This window comes from Chryseobacterium sp. PTM-20240506 (assembly GCF_048296755.1).
GTDB lineage: Bacteria > Bacteroidota > Bacteroidia > Flavobacteriales > Weeksellaceae > Chryseobacterium > Chryseobacterium proteolyticum.
Map to the genome: position 1 here is coordinate 2,990,021 of NZ_CP182581.1, position 24,693 is coordinate 3,014,713.

Below are 24,693 nucleotides of genomic sequence, written 5' to 3' on the forward strand. Positions count from 1 at the left end.
GAACCATCTATCCCTACAACCTTGCCAGTTTCATTGATAGTTATGGTAAAATTGAAATCCCCGTTCAGTACATAAAAGTCAGAATTAAGATAATTGTACATATACTTTCGCAGCGTTTCTTTGTAAACTGATGCCCCTCCTTCATAGGCTGCCGGTTTAAAGTCTGTACAGTTTTTAATGCAATCTGTAATAAGGGTTCCTTAATATCAATTTTTAAAATATTTTTATTGGTTTCCGTAATAAAAGAATCATCCCGATCTTCAACATCCTGTTGCCCAAATAAAAAAACAGATATTAAAAGCGATAAAAATAAAACCAAATCCTTCATATGACCAGATTTATAAATCTAAATAAAATTAACACAAACGTTTTATTATTGCATCACAAGATTTTCTTTAGCCTTACTTCCGGTTTCTTTAAGCAATACTGAAATAAAAATTGCCAGAACAATTCCACCTATCCAAAACAACACAGAATTATGAAAATGTTCTTCTCCCGGTGCTATACCTAAATTCTTCCCAAACCATCGGCTAAATAGGGGACTTAATAAGGTAGTTACTCCAAACGTAATAAAATTAATAGCTCCCGTAGCACTTCCTTTAACATAATCAGGATTAGCCTCTTTAATGACAGAATAAGGAATCATTGCCGCTCCTGAACCTAATCCAAAAATAAACATACTCACTTTTGCCGAGTACAGGTCCGGTAAGTAAATTAATTGAAGCAAACTTAAGATCATCAAAGCGGCTCCGCCAACAAGTACAGGCTTTCTTTTTCCTAGCCTATCGGTTATAAATCCCAAAAGAGGACATCCAAAAACCCATCCAAAGGCAACCATAGCACTTGTGATAGCGGCTTCATGAAAAATAAACCCTTTATCTTTTTGGAAAAATGCTACTGCCCAGGTCATGGCAAATATGGTTGTCGGTGCAAATAGCAATCCTGAAATCACTCCACATAACCAGGATTGGGGATTTGTAAACACGATTTTATACGGTTCTAAATAACCTACCGGCTTTGACACTCCCGATGATTGTTCAGATCTTTTTTCTTTAGGAATAACAAAGAATAATCCTAATGCTGTAATCACTGTTATAATTCCCGACCATAACCAAAAGCTATCAATATTCACTCCTTCTTCCACCCAGGGCCCTACCACAAACTGTCCGGCAGTTCCACCCAACATTCCTACGCATTGGGTAACTCCGATTGCCGTTGCCAATGATTTTGACGAAAACCCCTTACTTGCAAGATAAACACATCCAGGAAAGGCAAAAGCACAACCTGCTCCCTGCAGTAATCTTCCTGAAATTCCGGCAATTTGAGAAGACAACAGGAACAATAAACATCCTATCCCTAATATCAACGCTCCGGTAAAAAGGGATTTTTTTCCTCCGAATTTATCTAGAGCGATTCCGGCAATCAGACTACAGGTGGAATAAGTATAGTAATAGGTGCCTACCATGCTGATCAGCTTCAATTCCGTTGTATTGAAATTATTGATCAGCTGTGGAATCATTACTGCCGGAGCAGATCTGATCACATAGTCTAAAAAATAAAATATAAGTCCAAATATCCAAGCAACAACATACAGTTTCTTTAAAGAATTATCCATTACAATAATCCTTTAATGTGCTTATAATTACTCTTTACGGTTTCAAGAACTTCTTCCATTTTACCACCCAACATCAGCTGAGCCATAGACTTGGTCATTCCTACAACCTGATCAAAATCTATTTTTGGCGGCAATGCCAGGGCATTAGGATTCGTAAAGATATTTAAAAGATAAGGTCCGTTATAGTTCAGACATTCTTCAATAGCACTCTCAACTTCTTCCGGTTTATGAACATTTTTTCCAGGATAGCCCATTGCCTGCGCAACCATTGCAAAATCAGGATTGATCATATCCGTTTCGTTATCCGGCATCCCTCCTACTTCCATTTCCAGCTTTACCATGCCCAAAGCCCTGTTATTAAAAACGATCAGCTTAACCGGAAGCTTATATTGGAAAATTGTAGCCATATCTCCCAGTAACATCGACAGTCCGCCATCTCCGCACATGGCAATCACCTGTCTGCCCGGGTATGCTAATGATGCTCCGATAGCCATCGGCATCGCATTTGCCATGGATCCATGGTTAAAAGAGCCCAGCATTTTACGCTCTCCTGTACCCGTTATAAATCTTGCTCCCCAAACACAGCACATCCCGGTATCCACCGTAAAAATTGCATCATTTTTCGCAATCCTGTCTAAAGTATGCGCAACGTATTCCGGTTGTATGGCATCTTCTTTTCCTGAATCTTTTACATAAGTAAGTTGATTTTCTTTTACTTTTTCATAAAACTCAAGTTGCTGATTCAGAAAATGAACATCTGTTTTTTCTTTTAAAAGGGGCATTAATGCTTTAATAGTCTCTTTTACATCTCCTGCAAGACCCAATTCCAGTTTAGCTCTTCGCCCTAATCTTTCAGGGCTTTCATCGACTTGGACAATCTTATTTTTGACAGGCATAAACTTCTCATAAGGAAAATCTGTTCCCAAAAGAAGAACCAGATCCGCATCATGCATCGCATGATAAGCAGAAGGAAAACCAAGCAGCCCCGTGAGTCCTACTTCATTAGGATTATTAGGCTGAATCGCCATTTTTCCTCTGAAAGAATAGCCTACAGGAGCTTTTAAATATTGTGATAATCCTATAACTTCAGCATTCGCCTTTTCAGCTCCAATCCCACAATAGATGGTCACCTTTTCGCTTTCGTTAATAAGTTTAGCCAGGTTATTTAATTCCTCGTCCGATGGACGAATAACCGGATTCGTTCTAAATATCTGAGCGGAAGTTGTCGCCTCTTCTGCATCCAGTTCAGAAACATCTCCCGGAAGGCCGATTACGGCAACTCCTTTTTTGGAAATAGCATGCTGAATCGCGGTCTGCACTGTTCTTTGAACCTGTTCAGGTCTGGTAATCATCTGATTGTAATAACTGCAATCGTCAAATAACTTTATCGTATTCGTTTCCTGAAAATAATCCATCCCCATTTCCTCACTCGGAATCGTAGATGCAATTACCAACATAGGTACATGGGACCGGTGCGCCTCGTAAACACCATTAATAAGATGTACATGTCCGGGGCCACAGCTTCCGGCACAAACGGCAAAACCATCAAGTTCCGCTTCTGCGGCGGCGGCATATGCTCCAACTTCTTCATGTCTCACATGAATCCATTCAATGCTGCTCTTTTTAACCGCTATATTTAAATGATTAAGACTATCACCTGTTACTGCATAAATTCTTTTCACATTTGCGTTCTCAAGCATTTCAACAATTTGTTCTGCTATATTTTTTGCCATAATTAATATTTTTTGGTACTTATTATTTTTGGAAATAAAGAAAAAGGGAAATAGATGATTGAGATTTTTCGGGTTTGAAAATCTATATCCCTATCAAATTTAATGATTTATTTTAGGAACCCCATCGGTATAGTCTGTTAATTTACCTTAATTAACATCTAAAAAAAAGCTCCGCAATTTCTTGCGGAGCTTATCATATTTTAATTTAAATTACTTCAATCTGATTTCTCAAAAGATCTTCAAACTCGTCTCTCTTACGAATAAGATGAGCCTTTCCATCTAAGAAAAGTACTTCTGCTGGCTTCAGTCTGGAGTTGAAGTTCGAACTCATTTCAAAACCATAGGCTCCTGCAGTATGGAAGGCCAGAATATCTCCTTCTTTTACTTCATTTAATTTTCTATCCCAGGCAAATGTGTCCGTTTCACAGATATTTCCAACCACAGTATAAATCCTTTCAGGACCTTTTTGGTTCGATAAATTCTCAATAGTATGGTAAGAATCATAAAACATAGGACGGATCAGGTGATTGAATCCTGAATTAACCCCCACAAAAACCGTCGCTGTAGTTTGCTTGATAACATTAGCTTTTACCAAAAGATACCCACTTTTCCCAACAAGGAATTTTCCGGGCTCAAACCATAATTCAAATTTTTTACCTGTATTTTTAGAAAAATCGGCAATTACTTTCTCAACTTTTTTACCCAGTGTTTTCACGTCTGTCTCCATCTCACTTTCCTGATAAGGAATTTTGAAACCGCTTCCCATATCAAGGTATTTCAAATTAGGAAAATGCTCAGAAAGCTCTAACATAATATCCAATGCCTGTAAAAAAACATCCGGATCTTTGATCTCACTTCCTGTATGCATGTGAAGACCTTCAACATTAAGGTTGGTACTCTTCATTACCCTTTCGATATGACGAACCTGGTGAATAGAAATACCGAACTTGCTATCGATATGACCTGTGGATATTTTATAATTTCCTCCAGCAAAAATATGAGGATTGATTCTTACGAGAATCGGATAAGTATCTCCGTATTTATTTCCAAATTGCTCAAGAATAGAGATATTATCAATATTAATGTGCACTCCATATTGCATAGCTTCTTCAATTTCAGCAAGATCCACACAATTTGGGGTAAACAATATTTTTTCTTTAGTAAATCCTGCCTTTAAACCAAGCTTTACTTCGTTAATAGAAACACAATCCAAAGAAGCACCCAGGTTCTTGACATACTTTAGAATGTTGATGTTAGTCAATGCCTTTGCGGCATAAAAGAACTTTGTGTGTTTTAAAAAAGAAGATGTAAGTTTTTCATATTGAGTTTTGATAGATTCAGCATCATAAACATACACCGGGGTGCCAAACTCATTGGCAATCTTTAATAATTCTTTTGAATTCATAATTTCATTTTAACATAAAAAAAAGCAGATTCTTTCCTCAAGAGTCCGCCACATTAACTATTTTTTATGCAAGACAACTCTTTTAAATATTCCAAACCTTAGAGAACTTTATAGCTCCCTTTTTTCCAGTTTTAATTTGCTTAAAATATTGCATTGCTTATTTTTATTTTTGCAAAAATACTATTTATTTTTTTATTCTATTCAAATTGATTTGAAAAGCCTCCACCTTCCTTTTTATCATTTAGGCAACGGGAGTGTCTCAAAATCACCGCGAAGCAGTGCTAACTGTAAATCATTAATCAGGTCAGAAGCAGGTAAAGGCAGGTCGATTTTCAGCTTGGAGAGCCTGCTCAGAGTCTGAATCTGTGTAAACAGTTCATAAAAACCGTATGAAACAACTTTACCATTTTCAATAATTAAAAATAATTTCTCACCCAATTTCCTTCCCGAGCCAAGCCATAGCTCATTACGGTTTTTAAAATCAATCTTTCTTTTAAAAATACTGATATCATCATATTCTCTCTGGCCGCCAATAAACTGGATTGCTTTTGATCCTTGTGTAAAAGACCTGAACTTCAGAATAGGTTTATCTTCTTTGTTCAGTTTATTTTTCTCAACAATATATTTATCGTTTCTGTGATAAAGGCCAAAAGGTAAAATTTCTCTCCTCTTGATATTTTTTGAATTGAGTATCAATCTGGCAATAATATCATTTCCAGTAAGTTCGAAACTAATCTGTTCTACCTCATTCTGTATCGTTTCCCATTTTTTGGATTTCGAATTAAATACTTTTTTTGAAAACTTATTGATATCCTGAACATACTCTGAAAGAATGATTTTTCCAGCTGCATTCTGAAAATACACAAACCCTCTTTCATTAGGTAAATCCTGCGTTAACAGCTTGATTTTGTTGATATAAGTCTTGGCATTGGATTCATCGTGATGTTTTTGTATAATCTCATTCTCAGTATCCTTTGAAACCAGCAGCCTGAACAACTCCAAAGTAGCCCTCGCGTCTCCGTCTGCCCTGTGATGATTGGTTAAAGGAATTCCAAGAGATTTTACGAGCTTACCCAGCGAATAGCTTGCTTCATCAGGAATGAGCTTTTTAGCTAACGGAATAGTATCTAAAGTATTGATTTTAAAATCGTAACCAAGACTTTTAAAAGATTGCCGAAGCATTCTGTAATCAAAATCAATATTGTGCCCGACCAAAGTAGTATTTTGGGTAATTTCAATGACTCTTTTTGCAATTTCATGAAATTTCGGAGCCGTTTTAACCATTTTAGGAGTAATCCCTGTCAGCTTTTGTACAAACGGAGTAATATCACTTTCCGGATTCACCAAAGAAATGAACTGGTCAACAATTTTCTGCCCGTCATACCGATAAATGGCAATATCTATAATGCATTCATGTCTATAACCTGCACCATTACTTTCTATATCTATAATTGAATACATTTAACCTGATGTTATAATATTTCTTCTGTTGCGGATTTTAATAATTTTTGTCATTAAAAGTCCGAAAATTAGCGTTAAAAAACTAAGCACATAACCCATGCCATACGTCCAAAGAGGCTGCATCATCGCATTTTGACCGTCTTTAACCATGGACACAAAAATGGCAAAAATAATATATAAACTGATAAGGCCCATAGTGCCTCCAAACAATTCATACATCCATTTTTTATTGAGCAGTAAAGGCAATCCCGCTAAAATAACAAAAATTATATCAAATATTCCAAAGTGGTTATGAATGGTATCCATTACGAGATTAACCGAAGCTAATCCGATACAATAAAAAGATGATACATTTTTCATGGTTATTAGATAAGAATTGCACTAATGTTTTTATTATCTCCTTCTTCCTCCCAGACCAAACATTCCCAAAACTGCTTTTGCCCCTTCACGCATCAATGTGGTGGTAAAAGTTCTTCCTGCTTTGCTCTGTAATACCTGTTCAAACATCCCTGGCTCTTCCTTTACCGGCTTTGCTCTTTGTGTAGGAGCCGGATTCTGTGCCGCCTGCTCCATTCTTGCCGTTAATATCTCATAAGCCGATTCTTTATCTATCGCTTCTTCATATTTAGCAACCAAAGCAGAATTTCCTGTTAATTCCGAAACCTCAGCATCATTCAAGACATCCATTCTCGATTCCGGAGAAATCAGGTAAGTCTGAACCAGAGGAGTAGGAATTCCTTTTTCATCCAACGCCGTTACAAAAGCTTCTCCAATTCCAAGATTCTGAATCAGATTAGAAGCATTATAAAATTCTGTTGTAGGATAGTTTTCCACTGCTTTTGAAATCTCTTTTTTATCTTTTGCAGTAAATCCTCTCAAAGCATGTTGAATTTTTAATCCTAACTGAGAAAGAACATTCTCAGGAACATCTCCGGGAATCTGTGTAATAAAATAAATACCTACCCCTTTTGAACGGATTAATTTAACCATTGTTTCAATTTGTGAAAGCAATGCCTTAGAAGCTTCATTAAAAATTAAATGCGCTTCATCAATAAATAAAACTAATTTAGGTTTTCCGCTATCTCCTTCTTCAGGAAATGTCATATAAATTTCCGCAAAGAGAGAAAGCATAAATGTTGAAAACAGCTGTGGTTTATTTTGTATATCGGCAACCCTTAAGATATTTACAACTCCTTTTCCATCCCTTGTCTCAAGTAAATCCTGAACATCAAAGCTCAGCTCACCGAAGAAATCAGTTGCTCCCTGTTGTTCTAAAGCGACTATTGATCTTAGAATAGTTCCCAAAGAAGCAGATGCTATTGATCCGTAATTGGAAGATAATTCTGCTTTACCTTCTGCATTATCAGTCACATATTGCAGGACTTTTTTCAGGTCATTTAGGTCGATTAAAGGAAGTCCTTTATCATCACAATATTTAAAAACAATTGACATAATACTCTGCTGGGTATCATTCAACTGTAAAATCTTGCTCAATAAAACCGGACCGAATTCTGTGACAGTAGCTCTCAATTTCACACCCTTACCACCGGAAATACTCATTAATTCAACAGGAAAGGCTTGTGGATTGTATGGAAGCTGGGTTTTTGCATATCTTTCTTCTATAATGGGATTCATTTCACCTGCTTCTGCAATTCCTGAGAAATCTCCTTTAATATCTAAAACTAAAGATGGAATCCCAGCATGTGATAACTGTTCCGCAAATACCTGAAGAGTTTTGGTTTTTCCTGTTCCGGTGGCTCCCGCAATAAGACCATGCCTGTTGATTGTTTTTAATGGAATGGTTACATTCACTTCGGTAACTACCTCCCCATCAAGCATACCTTTTCCTAATATAATATGATCTCCTTTCGGAGTATATCTAGCACTTAATTCATCAATAAATTGTTTTTTATCTGCCATTTGATTTTTTTTAACTTATAAATATAAAATTTTTTACAAAATATTAAGTCAACAAACTTGTATTCTTGCGAAGTTCTCTGATTAATTATTTCGTATTTCTTTTAAACAGACCCATTTCCTGTACGTAATTATTTTTGTTTTTTAAGCATGACAAAAAACAGTCTACCAATTTAGTATTTTAATAATCTGCCCTTTCTTGTTGAAAATAAATAACTTTCGATTCCTAAAACCGGGCAAAACCATTTAAATTGAAAGAAACTATCATTCAGATTTAACATTTCGTTTACAATTCATCTAATACTTTGTATCTTTAACTGAAATTTAATTTAAAACTAAGCAAATGAAAGTTGAACAAATATATACGGGCTGTCTAGCTCAGGGAGCCTATTATATTGTCTCAGAAAACGAAGCTGCAATTATAGATCCTCTAAGAGAGGTAAAACCATATCTGGACCGTCTTGAGAAAGACCATGTAACTTTAAAATATATTTTTGAAACACATTTCCATGCCGATTTTGTTTCCGGACACCTGGATTTAAGTAAAAAGACTGGTGCTCCTATTATTTACGGACCTACTGCTAAGCCGGAATTTGAAGCAACAATTGCTGAAGATTATCAAATCTTTGAAATTGGAAAAGTAAAAATAAAGGTTCTGCATACTCCGGGCCATACCATGGAAAGCACCACCTATCTTTTAATAGATGAAAATGATGTTGAAACAGCAATTTTCACGGGTGATACTTTATTTTTAGGAGATGTTGGCCGTCCGGATCTCGCTCAAAAAGCAACTAATCTCACGCAGGAGGACCTTGCGGGAATATTATATGAGAGTCTTCATAGCAAGATTATACCTTTAGCAGATACCATCACTGTTTATCCTGCACATGGAGCAGGTTCTGCCTGTGGAAAAAACATGCAGAAAGAAACAGTTGACACCCTTGGGAACCAAAAACGAACCAACTACGCTTTAAACCAACCCGATAAAGAATCTTTTATAAAAGAAGTTTTGGACGGCCTTACTGCCCCACCGAAATATTTCGGAATGAATGTAGCTTTGAATAAAGGGGGTTATGAAAGCATAGATACCGTAATGGATAAAGGTCTTAATCCAATTTCTGTAGAAGATTTTGAGATCATCGCTGAAGACTCCGGAGCACTTATTTTAGATACCAGAAGCGCTGCCGATTTCCATAAAGGCTTTATTCCTAATTCTATTAATATCGGACTGAAAGGAGATTTTGCTCCTTGGGTAGGAACATTGATCGTAGACGTAAAACATCCACTGTTATTGGTTTCAGATAAAGGAACCGAAGAAGAAGTGATTACCCGGTTAAGCAGAGTTGGATTTGATAACGTTTTAGGGTATTTGAATGGAGGTTTTCAATCATGGCAGAATGCCAATAAAGAAACTGATGAGATTAAAAGGATTTCTCCTTCAGAATTTGTAGAAGAATTCAATGATCAGTCTACGGTTATTGATGTCAGAAAACTGACTGAGTATGCAGCTGAACATATTGATAACGCATTTAATAAGCCATTAGACTCCATCAGCGACTGGATCAGTTCAATTGATGACTCGGAACATTTCTTCCTTCATTGCGCAGGAGGATATAGAAGCATGATTGCCGCAAGCATTCTTAACTCACACGGGATCAGAAATTTCACTGAAATCGAAGGAGGTTTTAACGGAATTAAAAAAACGGAAAAACTACCCACTTCGGATTTTGTCTGCCAGTCGAAAACATTGTAAATTAACGAATGAGAAATAAGGTTTGCGGATTTATTTTTGCTGTATCTGTAACGTTAAGTGCATGTAAAAATTCAAGTGTATCGAAGAATAATGCCCCAGCTGATATTAAACAAATAGTAAACAGTAGTGATGTTACTTTGGTAGACGTTAGAATTCCGGAGCAGTATAAGGAAGGAACAGCAAAAGATGCAATCAACATCCCGCTTGCTGAGATTCAAAATAATATTGAGTCCTTAAAAGGCAAAAAAGTAGTGGTTTTTTGCAACAAAGGAATCCAGGCGGACCAGGCAGTAGAGATTTTAAAGAAAAACGGAGTGGAAGCCTATGACGGGACAAGCTGGAAAAATGTAAAGGCAATCCAGAAAGAGGCTGATAGCCCCAAATAATAAAAACACCAAAAATCATGTCAGAAAAATTTAAAGAATTAATTAATTCCGAAAGACCTGTTTTAATTGACTTTTTTGCGACCTGGTGCCAACCGTGTAAGGTTCAGTCGTCAGTACTCACAACAGTTAAAGAAAATGTAGGTGAAGGAGCAAGAATTATTAAAGTAGACGTAGACCAGTATCCGGCTATTGCTTCACAATATGGAGTTCGTGGTGTCCCTACTTTGGCTATATTTAAACACGGAGAACTTTTGTGGAAAGAAAGTGGCGTACATGACGTCAATACTTTAACCCAATTGCTGAAACAATATGAATAAAGCTGTGAAATTTCACAGCTTTTTTATTTCGATAATTACATCTGAATTGAAAATTGATCCCGGTCATTCAAAAACTGGAAATGCTTTCTGAAATCCAAAAGCTCATTCATATTCAATTCTGCAGACACAATATTCTTTTCTTTTTGGGCAATGTCTCTTCCATCAGCAAAAAAACAATGTGAGCTTTCCTGATAGAATAAATTATTTCCATCGGTTCCTATCCTGTTCAATCCAAAAACGTATGATAAATTTTCAATAGCCCTGGCTTTCAGCAAGTGCTCCCAGGCTCCCACTCGCTTCTCCGGCCAATTGGCTACATAAAAGATTGCATCATAATCATCATTATTTCTTGCAAAAACAGGAAAACGAAGATCGTAGCAAACCTGAAGCAAAATGCGGAATCCTTTATATTCAACAATAACCCTTTCTTTTCCTGGGGTATACACCTTATCCTCTCCAGAGAAAGAGAACAAATGTCTTTTATCATAAAAAACAACTGACGAATCAGGCTTTACGAAATACAACCTGTTGTAAAATTTCCCATCTTGTTCTACAGGAGCACTTCCACAAAAAGCGGATCCTTTCTCTTTTGACATCTTGTGTAAGAAACTTAAAGCTTCCTCATTACGGTCTGAAACCTCAGAAGCATCCATACAAAAACCTGTTGAGAACATTTCGGGTAAAAGAAAAATATCAGCATCCTGATTATTTAATTCCTCTTCTATTAAACGAAAGTTACTTTCCTTATCTTTCCAGATAATATCTAAATTTAATCCTTTAATTTTCATAAAAGTCGTTCAAAATCTTGTATAAAAATAGGATTTTTAATCGGTTTCGGTTCTATTTTTGTAGCTGATTATTCTTAATTAATAGAACTAAAGTGTAATATTTATGAAGAAATTGGTTTTTATTTTAGCGGTCTTCTTCTTTGGAACTGCCGTAAATGCCCAGGCATGGACAGGAAAGGGTGATCAGAAAGTGCAATTGGGATTCAGTGCATGGGGATATGGAACAGGAATTACAGGGACTTATGATTACGGGCTCAATAAACTTATATCAGTTGGTGCCGGGCTGAACGGCTACTTTAGCGGATATAAAAATAATGACAATGACAACAAGGTCTTCATCTTTGGAAGGCTTAATTTTCATTTAAAAGAAGCATTACAGCTCCCTGAAAAGCTGGACATTTATCCCGGAGTTGATCTTGGGGTTCTCGGAAAAGATTTTGGAATCGGCGCCCATATCGGTGCCCGTTACTTTTTCACTGAGAGAATCGGTGTATTTGCAGAAGTTGGAAACAATGGCAGCCTGGGGGTTTCCCTTAATTTGTAAAAACAGTCTTAATATATGACAAAGCTTCTCTATATGAGGAGCTTTTTTATTTGGCATAGTTTTGATAATTGTTACCTTTGCAAATTAAAATCTAAAATTTATTAATGGAATTAGCAATTAAAATTTTTCAATTCATATTAAGCATTTCTATCTTAGTCGTTCTTCATGAACTGGGGCATTTTTTGCCCGCCAAATGGTTCAAAACCAAAGTAGAAAAGTTTTATTTATTTTTCGATCCTTGGTTTTCTATCGCAAAGAAAAAAATCGGTGAAACAGAATACGGTATCGGATGGCTTCCTTTTGGAGGCTACGTGAAAATCGCCGGAATGGTGGATGAAAGCATGGATACCGAACAATTAAAACAACCGGCACAACCATGGGAATTCCGTGCAAAACCGGCTTGGCAGAGACTTATCATTATGTTGGGAGGAGTTACGGTAAACTTTTTCCTTGCGTGGTTAATTTATAGCTGTCTTTCTCTTTTTAATGGAGAAATGTATACAGATCTTACAAAATTTGACAATGGTATCGGCGTAACAGATGCCGGTAAAAAAATGGGATTCCAAAATGGTGATAAAATTGTCTCTATCGATGGAAAACCAGCAGAAAGATTGGAAAATTCAGCTATTAATATACTTTTTAGTGATCATGTTACTGTTCTTAGAGGGGGTAAGGAAATTACATTCAAAGTGAATGAAGATGGTGTAGCTGATGTTATCAGACAAAGAGAAGCAAAGCTTTATATCACTCCCAGAATTCCCATGATCATTGATTCTTTAGCGACTCCTTCTTCAAAAGCATCAGGGTTGGCGAAAGGCGATAGAATTGTAGCCATCAATGGTAAACCAACTCCTTTCTTCGACGAGGTAAGTTCTACATTAGCTGAAAATAAAGGAAAAACAGTAAGCATTGAGGTTAATCGTGGTACTGAAAAGCAAACTATCTCCGCACCAGTAGATAAAAATGGTAAATTAGGAATTGCTGTTGACCAAAAAAGTCTTGCAAGTGTAGTTACTGACAAAAAATACTCTTTCGGAGAATCTATTCCAAGAGGTTTTGAAAGAACCATTGAAGCTTTAACCATGCAGGTAAAGCAGTTCAAAATTATGTTCAACTCTAAAATTCAAGGATACAAAAATGTAGGTGGACCTATTGCAATTGTAAAATCTATGCCCGTAAATAAGGCAGCAGATGGTAGCTTTGCGATTAACTGGCCTGCATTCTGGAGCTTTACAGCAATGTTTTCGATCTGGCTGGCTTTCCTGAATCTTATTCCTATTCCAGGATTAGATGGGGGACACGTTTTATTTACATTGTATGAAATTATTTTCGGAAAACCAGTTCCTCAAAAAGTATTGGAAAATGCACAAATGATTGGTGTTATCTTTCTGTTAGGCTTAATGTTACTGATTTTCGGAAGCGATATCTTTAAAATATTCACAGGAAAATTATAATATTTTTTAAATTTTCAAAAGAAAAATTTGCCTGGTATAAATATTCGTCCTATATTTGCACCACTTAAAAACAAAGGGACATTCCTCCTTAGCTCAGTTGGTTAGAGCATCTGACTGTTAATCAGAGGGTCGCTGGTTCGAGCCCAGCAGGAGGAGCAAAAAGACTTACATTTCTGTAAGTCTTTTTTTTGCATATCACATTTAATAATGCAAAAGATCCTGATATTCTTAAAAAATTAGATATTTGCAACTTATTAAATAATTATAAGAGGAAATATTTTGCAGAGCAAAGTATGACAACATATCCCCAGGAATATCTAATTATCTCATGAAAAGAATCTTTATTTCGTTATTAGCAGCCTTTGCTAGCATTCAAGTTTCAGCACAGGAAAAATCTTATTTTTTATCAAATCCTTCATTAAGCCCGGATGGGAAAACCGCTTATTTTGCTTATGATGGAGACATCTGGAAAGTGGACTCCAATGGCGGAAACGCTTCCAGAATCACAGCCCTGGAGGGAGAGGAAATTAATCCACGCATTTCTCCAGACGGAAAATGGCTTGCATTCAGTTCCAATCAATACGGAAATTATGACGTGTATGTGATGCCTGCTGAAGGAGGAAGCATTAAACAGTTAACATTTCACACAGGAAAAGATGAAATAGAAAACTGGGGATGGGACAGTAAAACTATTTATTTTACCTCAAACAGGAATAATAACTTTGGAAGTTTTAAAACTACTATTGAAGGCAAAACACCACAAAAGCTTTTCAACAATTACTTTAATAATACAAACGGCCTGGCAGAAACTCCTGCGGGTGAATATCTTTTCACAAGTTCATCAGAAAGCGCCAATCAGGTACATCGCAAACACTATAAAGGAGAAAACAATCCTGATATTTTAGGTTATAATCCCAAGAACAATTCCTTTAAACAATATACGAACTATGCAGGAAAAGATTTTAATCCGAGCGTAGATAAAAATGGGACTATTTATTTTATTTCTGATGAAAATAACAATGAATATAATCTTTATGAACTTAAAAATGGCAAAAAGGCACCTTTAACACAATTTGAAACCTCTATTAAAAAGCCATTTGTTTCAGCTAACGGATCCAAAGTAATATTTGAAAAAGATTATCAGCTTTACACCTATGACGTAGCTACAAAAGATATAAAAGCTCTTAATATAAGCCTTAACACAAATAAAACACTGGAGAAAGAACAAAATTTTAATATAGAAAATAATATTTCTTATTATGATATTTCATCAGATGGTAAGAAAATAGCTTTTGTGAGCCGTGGTGTTCTTTTTGTTTCTGATATTGAAGGAAAGTTTACACAACAGATATCTGACGGAAAGGAACGTGTAATAGAAGTAAAATGGCTGAAGGACAATCGCACATTACTTTTTAACCAGACTTACCAGGGATATCAAAACTGGTTTAGTATTGCTGCAGACGGAAAAGGCCAGGTAAAACAATTAACTGCTGATTTGCGTAACAACCGCAATATAACCCTGAATAACGACCTTTCAAAAGCAGTGTATTTAAGTGGTCGTGATGAAGTAAGATTAATGGACTTAAAGAGTTTACACTCTACAACTATCGTAAAAGATGAAATCTGGGCTTTTCAAAATTCAAAACCTTCTTTTTCTCCCAATAACGAATATGTACTGTTCTCTGCAAAAAGAAATTTTGAACTGGACATCTTTGTTTATCATATCGGAAAAGGCAAAATCATAAATCTTACCAACACCGGCGTTTCAGAGGAAGATCCTTTTTGGTCACCCAATGGTAAGTATATTTATTTTACAAGTGACCGAACGAACCCTTCTTATCCGCTAGGTATGCAGAAATCTAATATTTACAGAATGGCGCTGGATTGGTTTGATGAGCCTTACAAATCTGAAAGATTCGATAAGCTATTTACTGAGGAGGTAAAGAAACCTGAAACGACAAAGGAAAACAAGGATAAAAAAGAAGAAGACAAAGAAAAAAAGGAAGAAAAAGAAATTGTTGTAAAAGAATTGAAAATTAATCCTGAAAACACTTTGGAAAGGATTGAGCTGGTTACAGACAGGTATGGATACCAGGAAGATCCTACCGTTTTCATGGACGACAAAAAGGAAATTTTATTCTTTAATTCCAATCAGGATAATGGAAAGAAACAACTTTTCAAAAAGGTTTTCACGGATTTTGAAACCGCTAAATCAGAAAAGGTTTTCGATAAAGAAGCCAGCTATATCATCAAAAATGACAAGTCTTTTTTTACATTAATAGAGGGTAACATTTATAAAATGGCCATAGCAACATTAAAGCCAGAAAAGATAAATATCCAGTATACTTTTAACAAAAATCTCGCTTCTGAATTTACCCAGATGTATGATGAAACATGGACTGGGGTTGAAGAAAATTTCTATGATGAAAAATTCCATGGCATCAACTGGAAAGCAAAAAAGGAGCAGTATGCTAAATATCTTCCGTATATCAATAACAGAAATGATCTGCGAATTTTATTGAATGACCTGTTGGGAGAACTCAATTCTTCACATACGGGATTTTCTTCAACAGGAAAGGAAGAAACCAGATATCTGAATTATTTTACCAATGAAACAGGGATTATCTTTAAAAAGGACCAGCCTTATAGTGTAGAAGGTATTGTAAGAAAATCACCCGCTTTCCGTTCCGGGGTTGACATTAAACCAGGAGATCAATTGATTGCTGTAAATGGAAAAAATATTGACGTACACGAAAATCGTGAATCTTATTTTACAAGTCCTAAAAAGCAGGAAGAAATTATTCTTACTTTCACACGCAATGGCAAGGAAATAACCACCAAGGTACATCCAATTTCAAATACAGAATTAAAAGGACTTTTGTATGACGACTGGATATTCAATAATCGGCAACGCGTAAATCAGATGAGCAACAGCCGCATTGCCTATTCATATATGAAAAATATGACTACTGATGAACTGGACCGCTTCCTTCTGGATATGGTGGAGCAGGAAATTCAAAAAGAAGCTGTTATTCTCGATTTACGCTATAATACGGGCGGAAACGTTCATGATAAAGTATTAAATTTCCTTTCTCAAAAACCTTATTTACAATGGAAATACCGGGAAGGAAAAATGACCACACAGCCCAATTTCGCACCTTCCGGAAAGCCTATTGTTCTTTTGATCAACGAAGCTTCGCTGAGTGATGCCGAAATGACCGCTGCCGGTTTCAAGGCTCTGAAATTAGGAAAAATCATTGGCCAGGACACCTATCGATGGATTATCTTCACTTCCGGAAAAAGTCTTGTAGATGGCTCTTATTATAGGCTTCCTGCATGGGGAACGTATACTCTGGATGGCCAGAACCTGGAAAAAACAGGTGTAAAACCGGACATCTATATTAAAAACACATTCATAGACCGACAGCAAGATCATGACCCGCAACTGGAAAGAGCGGTACAGGAAATCCTTAAAGATTTAAAGAAATAAAAAAACAAGACTTACAGAAATGTAGGTCTTGTTTTTTGCATGTATTTTGCTTAATATCAACTAAAAACAGACAAATGCCTTATTTATTCAGGATTTATTTAAACGAAGACCATCCGAAGGATTTTCCCTTCAACCTTCCTTTTTTGAGTAGTGGATTAAATCTTAGACTTCGAAGCAATGTCACTTTCTTTGTTGGTGAAAATGGGATTGGAAAATCAACTTTGCTAGAAGCTATTGCCGAAAAATGCGATTTCAATGTTTCGGGAGGAAATAGAAATCATAATTATAATTTTCATAAAACGGAATCCGAACTGGCAGAACACCTTAAACTTTCATGGGATACCAAAACAGCACAAGGCTTTTTTATGAGGGCAGAAAGCTTTTTTAATTTCGCAACATATATTGATGAAGTAGCCGAAGAAGACAGAAGTGTTTTAGATGCTTACGGGGGAAAATCTCTTCATCAGCAATCCCATGGCGAAGCTTTTTTATCATTATTTCATAACCATTTTCAGAAAGGCATTTATATCCTTGATGAGCCGGAAGCCGCTCTTTCTCCGCAAAGACAACTTTCCCTATTGTCAATTATTCACAAGCTGGAAAAAGCTGGAAAAGCCCAATTCATTATTTCCAGCCATTCACCTATTTTGATGAGCTATCCGGAAGCTGAAGTCTATTTACTGGATGATAAAATTAAACAGATTGATTATAAAGAAACGGAGCATTATCAGTTAACAAAAAGTTTTTTAGAATCCCCGGAATTGTATTTCCGTTATTTATTTGAGGATTACTCCATTTAATAAGATGACAAGCAAAATATTTCTTATTGAAATTCAACCTATTTACTTTAAAATCATTGATAATTGAACGTAAAACTTGCCTGATATAAATATTCATATTATATTTGCACCACTTAAAACAAAGGAAAATTCCTCCTTAGCTCAGTTGGTTAGAGCATCTGACTGTTAATCAGAGGGTCGCTGGTTCGAGCCCAGCAGGAGGAGCAAAAAAGACTTACAGAAATGTAAGTCTTTTTTATTTTTCATTCGGAATAAATTCTGTCCTATCCTATTGTCTTTTAAAATCATAGGTCATAATTAATCAAATTGGTCCTGTTATTTTTGTTACATTTGCATTTTTGTAAATACACACGAAATTTTTTTAAATCTTATCCGTTTTAAATAAACAGCATACTTTTTGTTTATGCTAAATGCTTGAAGAAATACCTAATGTTAATTAATAACTCTAAATACCACTATCTCTACCTTTTTCTTTTATTTTCCGGTATTGTATGCGCACAAAATGCTGCAAGTGGCAAAATTGTTGATGCCAAAACCAATAAAGAAGTTACCGGGGTGGATGTATTTATCAATGATAGTAATCAACCTTTTTTAACAACAACTACGGGAGCCTTCAGCGTTCAATCAGACAGTATTATTTACAAATTAAAATTCTTAAGAAAAAGCTATGCCTTACAAAGTATAGATGTTACCCCAGATAATGCCAATAATATCTTCGTAAAGCTTTCCAAAGAAAAGGTGGAAAACATTGAAGAAGTTGTGATCCATAACGAGAAAACAAAATATAAAAACAAGAAGGAAAATCCCGCTTATGCCATTATGCAGGAAGTATGGAAAAGAAAAAGAAATAATGGTCTAAGTAAATTCGATACCTACACTTATAAGGAATACGAAAAAATACAGTTTGACGCTAATAATCTGGACAGCGCCTTTATGAAGAGAAAGATCTTCAACAAGCTGGATTTCATCTTTGATTATGCCGACTCAACGGCAAGTGGAAAAATGGCTCTGCCCATCTTCCTGAATGAATCAATTTATGAAAATTACGGAGAAAATAAGCCCGGCAAGAAAACCAAAAAGCTTTTAATAGCTCAAAAAACATCTGGTTTTCAGGATAATCAAATTGTAACTTTAACGGCAAAAAATCTCTACAGGGACATCAATATCTATGACAATACCCTGAATTATTTTGATATTGGTTTTCCAAGTCCTGTAGGAACTGATGGTTTTAGTACGTATGACTATAATCTGATCGATACGATTGCTATACATGGTGAGAATGCTTATAAAATCAGGTATCAGCCTAAAAGAACAGAAATTTTAGCATTTCAGGGCTATCTTTATATTGATACCGACACTTATGCAGTTTTAGGAGCGACGTTAAAATCAACACAAAAAATGAATGTAAATTTCGTCAATGGGATTTCCACAGAGCTGGAATACGACAACCCCGACGAAAATACTTTCCTGCCTAGAAAATTTGTAACCGTAGTAGAGCTGACCCCTTTCTCAAAAAAGAAAACATCTAAAAGTATCATCGCTAAAAGAACTGTAGACTATTCGGAATATGAATTTAACAAGCCACTTGCTCCATCGGTTTTCACCCGAAAGGAGGAAGAGTATGACAATAAATTTGTAGATAAGGATGATGCTTACTGGGCTAAAGCGAGACCTGATACGCTATCCAAATCTGAACAGGGAGTCTATGATATGCTTGATAAGCTTCAGAAGGTCCCGAAATTCAACCGGATTGTAAAGTTATATGAAACCCTTGGATCAGGATACTACAACATAACAAAGGGAATAGATTTGGGTCCCATTTTTTCAGTTTATGGAGTAAACGAAGTAGAGGGAGACAGAATAAGACTGGGAGCGAGAAGTTATTTTTCCATGAACGATCCTTGGAGAATCCAGTTTTATACAGCATATGGATTTAAAGATCAGCAGTTCAAATATGGTGTTGAAGCAAAATATATGTTTAATAAAGTCAACCGGTTTATGATCGGAACTGGCACCAGAAGAGATGTTATGCAGCTCGGTGTTCAGCTAACAACTGATGACGGAATCATGTCTCGTACATTTGCCTCGTCTACAGTCTTCGCAAGGGGAGATAATGCCTCTTTAAGCTCCCTGAATCAAACTAATGTATTTGCTTCTATTGAGCCATGGAAGAACTTTCAAATACGGGTAGATGGAACTATGCAAAGCATCAAATCAGCAAATCCTGACGGCTTCAACCTTATGTATTACAGAAACGGAGAATTAAGAAAAACCGTTAATGATTCCCATGTAACCCTTAGCTTAATAGCAAGACCTGGTGCTAAATTTTCACAAACCGGAGTTGACAGACACGAACATGGAACCTTGGCTCCTACTATTGTTTTAAAGTACACAAGAGGACTGGAAGGCCTGTTTAATGCTGATTTCAATTATAATAAACTACAATTCTTGTTTTACAAACCGGTATTAATCGGAAGCTGGGGAAAAACACTAATCAATTTTGAAGCAGGAAAAAACTTCAATACAGTTCCGCTAGCCTTACAAAATATAATTCCCGGAAACCAATCTTATAGTTTGGTAGGAAATACATTTGCACAACTTAATTATTATGAGTTCGTTGCAGATACATATACGACGCTGCATCTGGAACATCATTTCAATGGTAAAATCCTTTCCTATATTCCACTAATCAAGAAACTCAAATTAAGAGAAATAGCTTTTATCAGAAGTGCATACGGAACACTGAGCGATGCATCTAAAAAGATTAACGTTGAAGGTTTTAAGTATTCTGCTCCTAGTGATCATATTTATTATGAATACGGTTTCGGAATTGAAAATATTGGATTTGGAAACCTGAGGATCTTCAGGGTAGATTTCAACTGGAGAGGCAACTACCTCAACAGGCCTGACATTTCTACATTTGGCGTAAAAGCAGGATTCCAGGTAGGCTTTTAAAATACTTTAGAAAGACAAATAATTTCCATCTGATAAGCAAGTAAAAACATTCAAGAGTATCGAGCATTATTCCGTTATCAAAATAGATTAAAGGCAAAATATAGGCTACTACAGCTAAGCCGGTTTAGAACAGCCAGAAACACTAGAAGAGATCATTACAGCTCAAGATCAGCAACATCATTTTTTTAAGATCCTTTTATGTAGGCTTTCCCGGATTTTCAAGACAAAATTAGGATATTGAAAAAATTCCATACCATTTAAACATAAAAAAGCCTCAACAATGTTGAGGCTTTTATTTTATAGAACGCTTAAATTAAGCGTTTGGTTCTACAGATACAAAAGATCTGTTATTTGCTTTCTTTCTGAAAACTACTTTACCGTCTACTAATGCAAACAAAGTATGGTCTTTACCCATTCCCACGTTTTCACCTGGGTGGTGTTGAGTACCTCTCTGTCTGATAATAATATTACCGGCAATAGCTTCTTGTCCACCGAAAATCTTTACACCTAATCTTTTAGAGTGAGATTCTCTACCGTTTTTGGAACTACCGACTCCTTTCTTGTGTGCCATTTTATTTGTAGATTATTATTATTTATTAAGAGCTTTAAATTGATCAATGTTCTTAACGATAGCAGCATCTACTTCTTCGTGAGTAAGAACTTTTTTCTCTAATTCAACTTTAACAGCTTTTCCTAAAGTAATTAAAGTTTCTCTGTTTTCTTTAGACTGAGACAAATTGTGTTTCTTTAAGTGATAGTTCAACTCATGATCTTCACCAAAGTTAACAGTTGCGTTGTCTGAAAGAACTTCAGCCTTTACTGTTTCTTTTTTAGCTGCTTTCTTTGCACCTCCTTCAAATCCAGTGATTCCTGTAATTTGAATTTGAGTTAAAGATTGTCTGTGACCGTTTTTCACTTCATAACCTTTTCTTCTTTTCTTTTTGAAAACGATTACTTTATCAGCTTTAACATGGTCTAAGATCTCTGCTTCTACAGTGATCCCGCTTACAGCTGGGGCGCCTACAGTGATTGTACCGTTTACAGTAAGAAGAACTTTATCGAAAGAAACTTTTCCTCCTTTATCTCCTTTTAAACGGTGTACAAACAACTTCTGGTCTTGCTCAACTTTGTATTGAAGCCCTGCTATTTCTACAATTGCAAACATTGTTTATAAATTTTTAGTTATTTCGAGGTGCAAATATACAAATTATTTTATAAACTGCTTACAATCAAAACAATATTTTTCACTATAAACACTTTTTCACCAACGAAGGAATAATTTTAACTATTTATATATTAATTATCTAAAAAATAATTTATACCTTCGTTTTCACCAAAAAAATATTTTATGAAAAGAAACTTTAAATTCTGCTTTTTAGCAGGAGCTATTGCTGTATTATCTTTATCAGCATGTAACGACGACAAAATGGAAGACAACGTCTTACCAAATTCATCCACTGAAAATGCTAAAATTGAACAACCCGGAGACCTTCAGAGAAGCTGCTCTTATGTTGATCAAAACTGGAGTTCTACAGCAGTACTTTTAACCGGCTTACAAACGAGCGCCGACACCAACTTCATGAACGGGCAAATGACAAAAATTGCCAGTATGTGGGGAAGAAGTAACCCAACATTGCGATTTGTAAACGATCCTTCCAATTTCAACTCCACCTATAATGCTATTTCCTACTCTACAGGAAAAATCTATTATGGTTATGCGATCTACGCTGATGCAAAAAATAAAGGCGGAGATATCGTGAATGCTATGATCCTGGCACATGAATATGGCCACCAACTACAATATGCGTTTAACCTGCCTTCTGTAAATGAATCTACAGCAAGACCTAATGAGCTTGAAGCCGATGGTTTTGCAGGGTATTATTTAAGAAGACCGAACGGGTATAACAAAACTCAATTCTCTGAAATTGCAGCAGCCTATGAATTTGCACAAAGCATCGGAGATTATCAGACCTCAAGTTATAACCATCACGGAACTCCTCCTCAAAGAAGATCTGCTGTTCGTTTAGGCTTCCTGCTTGGACAGTACAGTTTATCTGCGGCTGATTTCGACTATAACTTCTTTTATTACTATCAAGGAGTCCTTAATGGAACCTATAAAATGGGGAAAAATTCAAGAAATCCTGAAATTGACGCTTATATGAGCCAATATATGGACGAGTTAAGAAAAATCCAAACCGGAGAAATTTCTGCTGAAGAGTTTAGAAAACTTTAAACATTCATTATTAACATATTTAGGAAAGGAGGTAAAGTTCGCTTTACCTCTTTTTTATTTTTAAAATTATTTCCAAACTTTATCTATTTTTGAACTTTATCAATTACCATAATGAACAGGGATCTCTACATTGATTTTGCAAAAGGATTAGCAACGCTTTCCATTATATTCATCCACACAGCATTCTGGTCAGGACAGTTTTATATCCCGGCGGAAGTCAGGGTCTTTTCTTTAGTATTTGATGTAGCTTTGTTTTATGCATTAAGTGGAATTACATCCGGAGCCAATATTGAGAAAACGTTCTACCGCCTGCTTAAACTACAGATCACCTACATGATTTTTGTAACATTCCTGTTTTTCCTGGATTACTTTTTTAAAGTTTTCGGGTTAAGCTTTTTTTCTATAGAATGGTTGCAAAACTTTTACTCTACATTCGGCTCCAAATACGCGACAACAAATATATCTACGGAACCTCAATGGCAAAATTTAGGAAACTGGTACCTCCATCAATACACCAATGCCGATACATTTCCCGTAGTAATGGGAAGCTTCTGGTATTTAAAAGTATACTTTATATTAGCTGTTTTCGGTGTATTGATTTTAAGATTCTTCCCTAAGCATATTAATTGGTTTATAGGACTGTGTATTGCTTTGACACTAATATTTAATTTATTTCCGTGGTTTTATCCAACAGGCCAGGTGGGATATGTTGCTTTTTATCTTGCGGTTTTCTTAATTGCCAATAGAATGAGGGGAAAGAAAATCCCTTCCCGTACTATCCCCGCACTTTATGCAGTGGTCGGAATTCTGCTAATCTGGATGTTCTGGTATTATGGAAGCGAAATATTTTACAAGATCAATAAAAATAAGTTCCCTCCTAAAACTCCCTATATCATATGGACCCTGTTTTCACTGGTTACGTTATTTGTTTTTTATAACAGATTAAAGATCACAAAAGAAAATTTTATTACTTATATCGGAAAGAATGCAATATTCTTTTATTTTGCACAGGGAATAAGTTCTTCCCTTGTTTATTTTTTAGTCGTTCATTTCAAGCAAGATGTACCGTGGTGGATATTAATGATTTTAATCTATATCACGAATATTATCCTCGCAACAACGATTGCAGGATTTTTAATGAAAGTAGATCGTTTAGGGTGGAATATTTTAGAATTTTTACGAAGAAAGACCGCTTCTTAAATAACTGGAATAAAACAAGATTTGTTATTGTAATTTACTTTAAATTTACAGAAATTTTAAAACATGTTTAAGTTGAAACTTCCCACGGATCCAAGGTGGGCAAATATTGCGGAAGGAAACATTGAAGAAATTTTAACCGATCATGCCTGGTGCGAACAAAAAGCAGCTACAAACGCTATCGGATTGATTACGATGCTTCCGGAACACCCTGAAATTGTAACCGAACTTCTTGCTATTGCACAGGAAGAATTGGATCATTTCAATCAGGTTCATGAGATCATCAAGAGCAGGGGATACAAGTTCGGAAGAGCAAGGAAAGATGATTATGTAAATGAATTGATGAAGTTCATTATCCAGGGCAGCAGAGAAGATCTTATCGTTGATAAAATGTTATTTGCCGCTATGATAGAAGCAAGAAGCTGCGAAAGATTTAAAGTCCTTACAGAAAATATCAAAGATGAAGAGCTTAAAAATTTTTACAGGGACTTAATGATTTCGGAGGCTAACCATTATACAACTTTCATTAGTTTTGCAAGACAGCTTGGAGATCCCGAAAAAGTAAACAAACGCTGGGAGGAGTGGCTGGAATATGAAGCTAAAATTATTAAGTCATACGGCAATAAGGAAAGCATACATGGCTAA

20 protein-coding genes and 2 tRNA genes are annotated in these 24,693 nt (G+C 35.8%); 13 read left to right on the forward strand and 9 right to left on the reverse strand.

What is annotated here, in order from left to right; genetic code table 11:
• Nucleotides 1–373: 373 nt before the first annotated feature.
• The 6 genes from ACNFU2_RS13205 to ACNFU2_RS13230 form a co-directional block, all read right to left on the reverse strand.
• Nucleotides 374–1,615 carry an MFS transporter gene (locus ACNFU2_RS13205; protein ID WP_273650131.1) on the reverse strand — a complete coding sequence of 414 codons (1,242 nt, stop codon included), beginning with the start codon at nt 1,613–1,615 and terminating at the stop codon, nt 374–376.
• Nucleotides 1,615–3,348 (reverse strand): thiamine pyrophosphate-dependent enzyme, encoded by a 1,734-nt coding sequence (locus tag ACNFU2_RS13210; protein WP_273650133.1) that lies wholly within the window; start codon nt 3,346–3,348, stop codon nt 1,615–1,617. The genes ACNFU2_RS13205 and ACNFU2_RS13210 overlap by 1 nt, the downstream gene beginning before the upstream one ends.
• Nucleotides 3,349–3,553: 205 nt before the next feature.
• On the reverse strand, nt 3,554–4,753 hold the full coding sequence (gene lysA / locus ACNFU2_RS13215) for a diaminopimelate decarboxylase (RefSeq protein ID WP_172281404.1): 1,200 nt from the start codon (nt 4,751–4,753) through the stop codon (nt 3,554–3,556).
• Nucleotides 4,754–4,990: 237 nt separating this feature from the next.
• The gene (locus tag ACNFU2_RS13220; protein ID WP_273650136.1) at nt 4,991–6,214 is read right to left on the reverse strand and encodes a PolC-type DNA polymerase III; all 1,224 of its coding nucleotides are present in this window, start codon (nt 6,212–6,214) and stop codon (nt 4,991–4,993) included.
• Nucleotides 6,215–6,574, reverse strand: coding sequence for a hypothetical protein (locus tag ACNFU2_RS13225; protein WP_273650137.1), 360 nt, complete (start codon nt 6,572–6,574; stop codon nt 6,215–6,217). It abuts the gene before it with no gap.
• A 33-nt stretch (nt 6,575–6,607) separates the two neighbouring features.
• Entirely contained in the window at nt 6,608–8,134 is a 1,527-nt protein-coding gene (locus ACNFU2_RS13230) for a helicase HerA-like domain-containing protein (protein ID WP_273650139.1), read from the reverse strand.
• Nucleotides 8,135–8,474: 340 nt separating this feature from the next.
• On the opposite strand from ACNFU2_RS13230, the gene ACNFU2_RS13235 reads away from it, so the two are divergent.
• From ACNFU2_RS13235 to ACNFU2_RS13245, 3 genes are read left to right on the forward strand one after another with little or no spacing between them, the layout of a single operon-like run.
• A complete protein-coding gene (locus ACNFU2_RS13235) occupies nt 8,475–9,884 on the forward strand; it encodes an MBL fold metallo-hydrolase (RefSeq protein ID WP_273650141.1) in 1,410 nt (469 codons plus the stop codon).
• An 8-nt stretch (nt 9,885–9,892) separates the two neighbouring features.
• Nucleotides 9,893–10,270, forward strand: coding sequence for a rhodanese-like domain-containing protein (locus tag ACNFU2_RS13240; RefSeq protein ID WP_273650142.1), 378 nt, complete (start codon nt 9,893–9,895; stop codon nt 10,268–10,270).
• A gap of 17 nt (nt 10,271–10,287) precedes the next feature.
• The gene (locus ACNFU2_RS13245; protein ID WP_172281416.1) at nt 10,288–10,587 is read left to right on the forward strand and encodes a thioredoxin family protein; all 300 of its coding nucleotides are present in this window, start codon (nt 10,288–10,290) and stop codon (nt 10,585–10,587) included.
• 35 nt (nt 10,588–10,622) lie between these two features.
• Here ACNFU2_RS13245 and ACNFU2_RS13250 read toward each other — a convergent pair whose 3' ends face one another.
• Nucleotides 10,623–11,375 carry a nitrilase-related carbon-nitrogen hydrolase gene (locus tag ACNFU2_RS13250; protein WP_273650143.1) on the reverse strand — a complete coding sequence of 251 codons (753 nt, stop codon included), beginning with the start codon at nt 11,373–11,375 and terminating at the stop codon, nt 10,623–10,625.
• Between the two features lie 103 nt (nt 11,376–11,478).
• Between ACNFU2_RS13250 and ACNFU2_RS13255 the strand changes: the two genes are divergently transcribed.
• From ACNFU2_RS13255 to ACNFU2_RS13285, 7 genes are all read left to right on the forward strand, one after another.
• On the forward strand, nt 11,479–11,919 hold the full coding sequence (locus ACNFU2_RS13255; RefSeq protein WP_172281420.1) for a DUF6646 family protein: 441 nt from the start codon (nt 11,479–11,481) through the stop codon (nt 11,917–11,919).
• A 104-nt stretch (nt 11,920–12,023) separates the two neighbouring features.
• A complete protein-coding gene (gene rseP, locus ACNFU2_RS13260; protein WP_273650145.1) occupies nt 12,024–13,373 on the forward strand; it encodes an RIP metalloprotease RseP in 1,350 nt (449 codons plus the stop codon).
• A gap of 82 nt (nt 13,374–13,455) precedes the next feature.
• Nucleotides 13,456–13,529, forward strand: a tRNA-Asn gene (locus ACNFU2_RS13265).
• Nucleotides 13,530–13,701: 172 nt separating this feature from the next.
• Complete coding sequence (locus ACNFU2_RS13270) at nt 13,702–16,863, forward strand: S41 family peptidase (RefSeq protein ID WP_418121992.1); 3,162 nt, start codon at nt 13,702–13,704, stop codon at nt 16,861–16,863.
• 74 nt (nt 16,864–16,937) lie between these two features.
• On the forward strand, nt 16,938–17,663 hold the full coding sequence (locus ACNFU2_RS13275) for an AAA family ATPase (protein ID WP_418121994.1): 726 nt from the start codon (nt 16,938–16,940) through the stop codon (nt 17,661–17,663).
• A 130-nt stretch (nt 17,664–17,793) separates the two neighbouring features.
• Nucleotides 17,794–17,867, forward strand: a tRNA-Asn gene (locus tag ACNFU2_RS13280).
• Between the two features lie 225 nt (nt 17,868–18,092).
• The gene (locus tag ACNFU2_RS13285) at nt 18,093–20,618 is read left to right on the forward strand and encodes a DUF5686 family protein (protein ID WP_418121996.1); all 2,526 of its coding nucleotides are present in this window, start codon (nt 18,093–18,095) and stop codon (nt 20,616–20,618) included.
• Between the two features lie 313 nt (nt 20,619–20,931).
• On the opposite strand, the gene rpmA is transcribed toward ACNFU2_RS13285, so the two are convergent.
• On the reverse strand, nt 20,932–21,189 hold the full coding sequence (gene rpmA / locus ACNFU2_RS13290) for a 50S ribosomal protein L27 (RefSeq protein WP_007842221.1): 258 nt from the start codon (nt 21,187–21,189) through the stop codon (nt 20,932–20,934).
• Between the two features lie 18 nt (nt 21,190–21,207).
• Nucleotides 21,208–21,783, reverse strand: a complete 576-nt coding sequence (gene rplU / locus ACNFU2_RS13295; protein ID WP_273650157.1) for a 50S ribosomal protein L21 — start codon at nt 21,781–21,783, stop codon at nt 21,208–21,210.
• Nucleotides 21,784–21,966: 183 nt separating this feature from the next.
• Between rplU and ACNFU2_RS13300 the strand changes: the two genes are divergently transcribed.
• From ACNFU2_RS13300 to ACNFU2_RS13310, 3 genes are all read left to right on the forward strand, one after another.
• Complete coding sequence (locus tag ACNFU2_RS13300) at nt 21,967–22,851, forward strand: metalloprotease (RefSeq protein ID WP_172281430.1); 885 nt, start codon at nt 21,967–21,969, stop codon at nt 22,849–22,851.
• A gap of 111 nt (nt 22,852–22,962) precedes the next feature.
• Nucleotides 22,963–24,051 carry an acyltransferase family protein gene (locus tag ACNFU2_RS13305; protein ID WP_418121999.1) on the forward strand — a complete coding sequence of 363 codons (1,089 nt, stop codon included), beginning with the start codon at nt 22,963–22,965 and terminating at the stop codon, nt 24,049–24,051.
• A gap of 63 nt (nt 24,052–24,114) precedes the next feature.
• Entirely contained in the window at nt 24,115–24,693 is a 579-nt protein-coding gene (locus tag ACNFU2_RS13310; RefSeq protein WP_273650162.1) for a tRNA-(ms[2]io[6]A)-hydroxylase, read from the forward strand.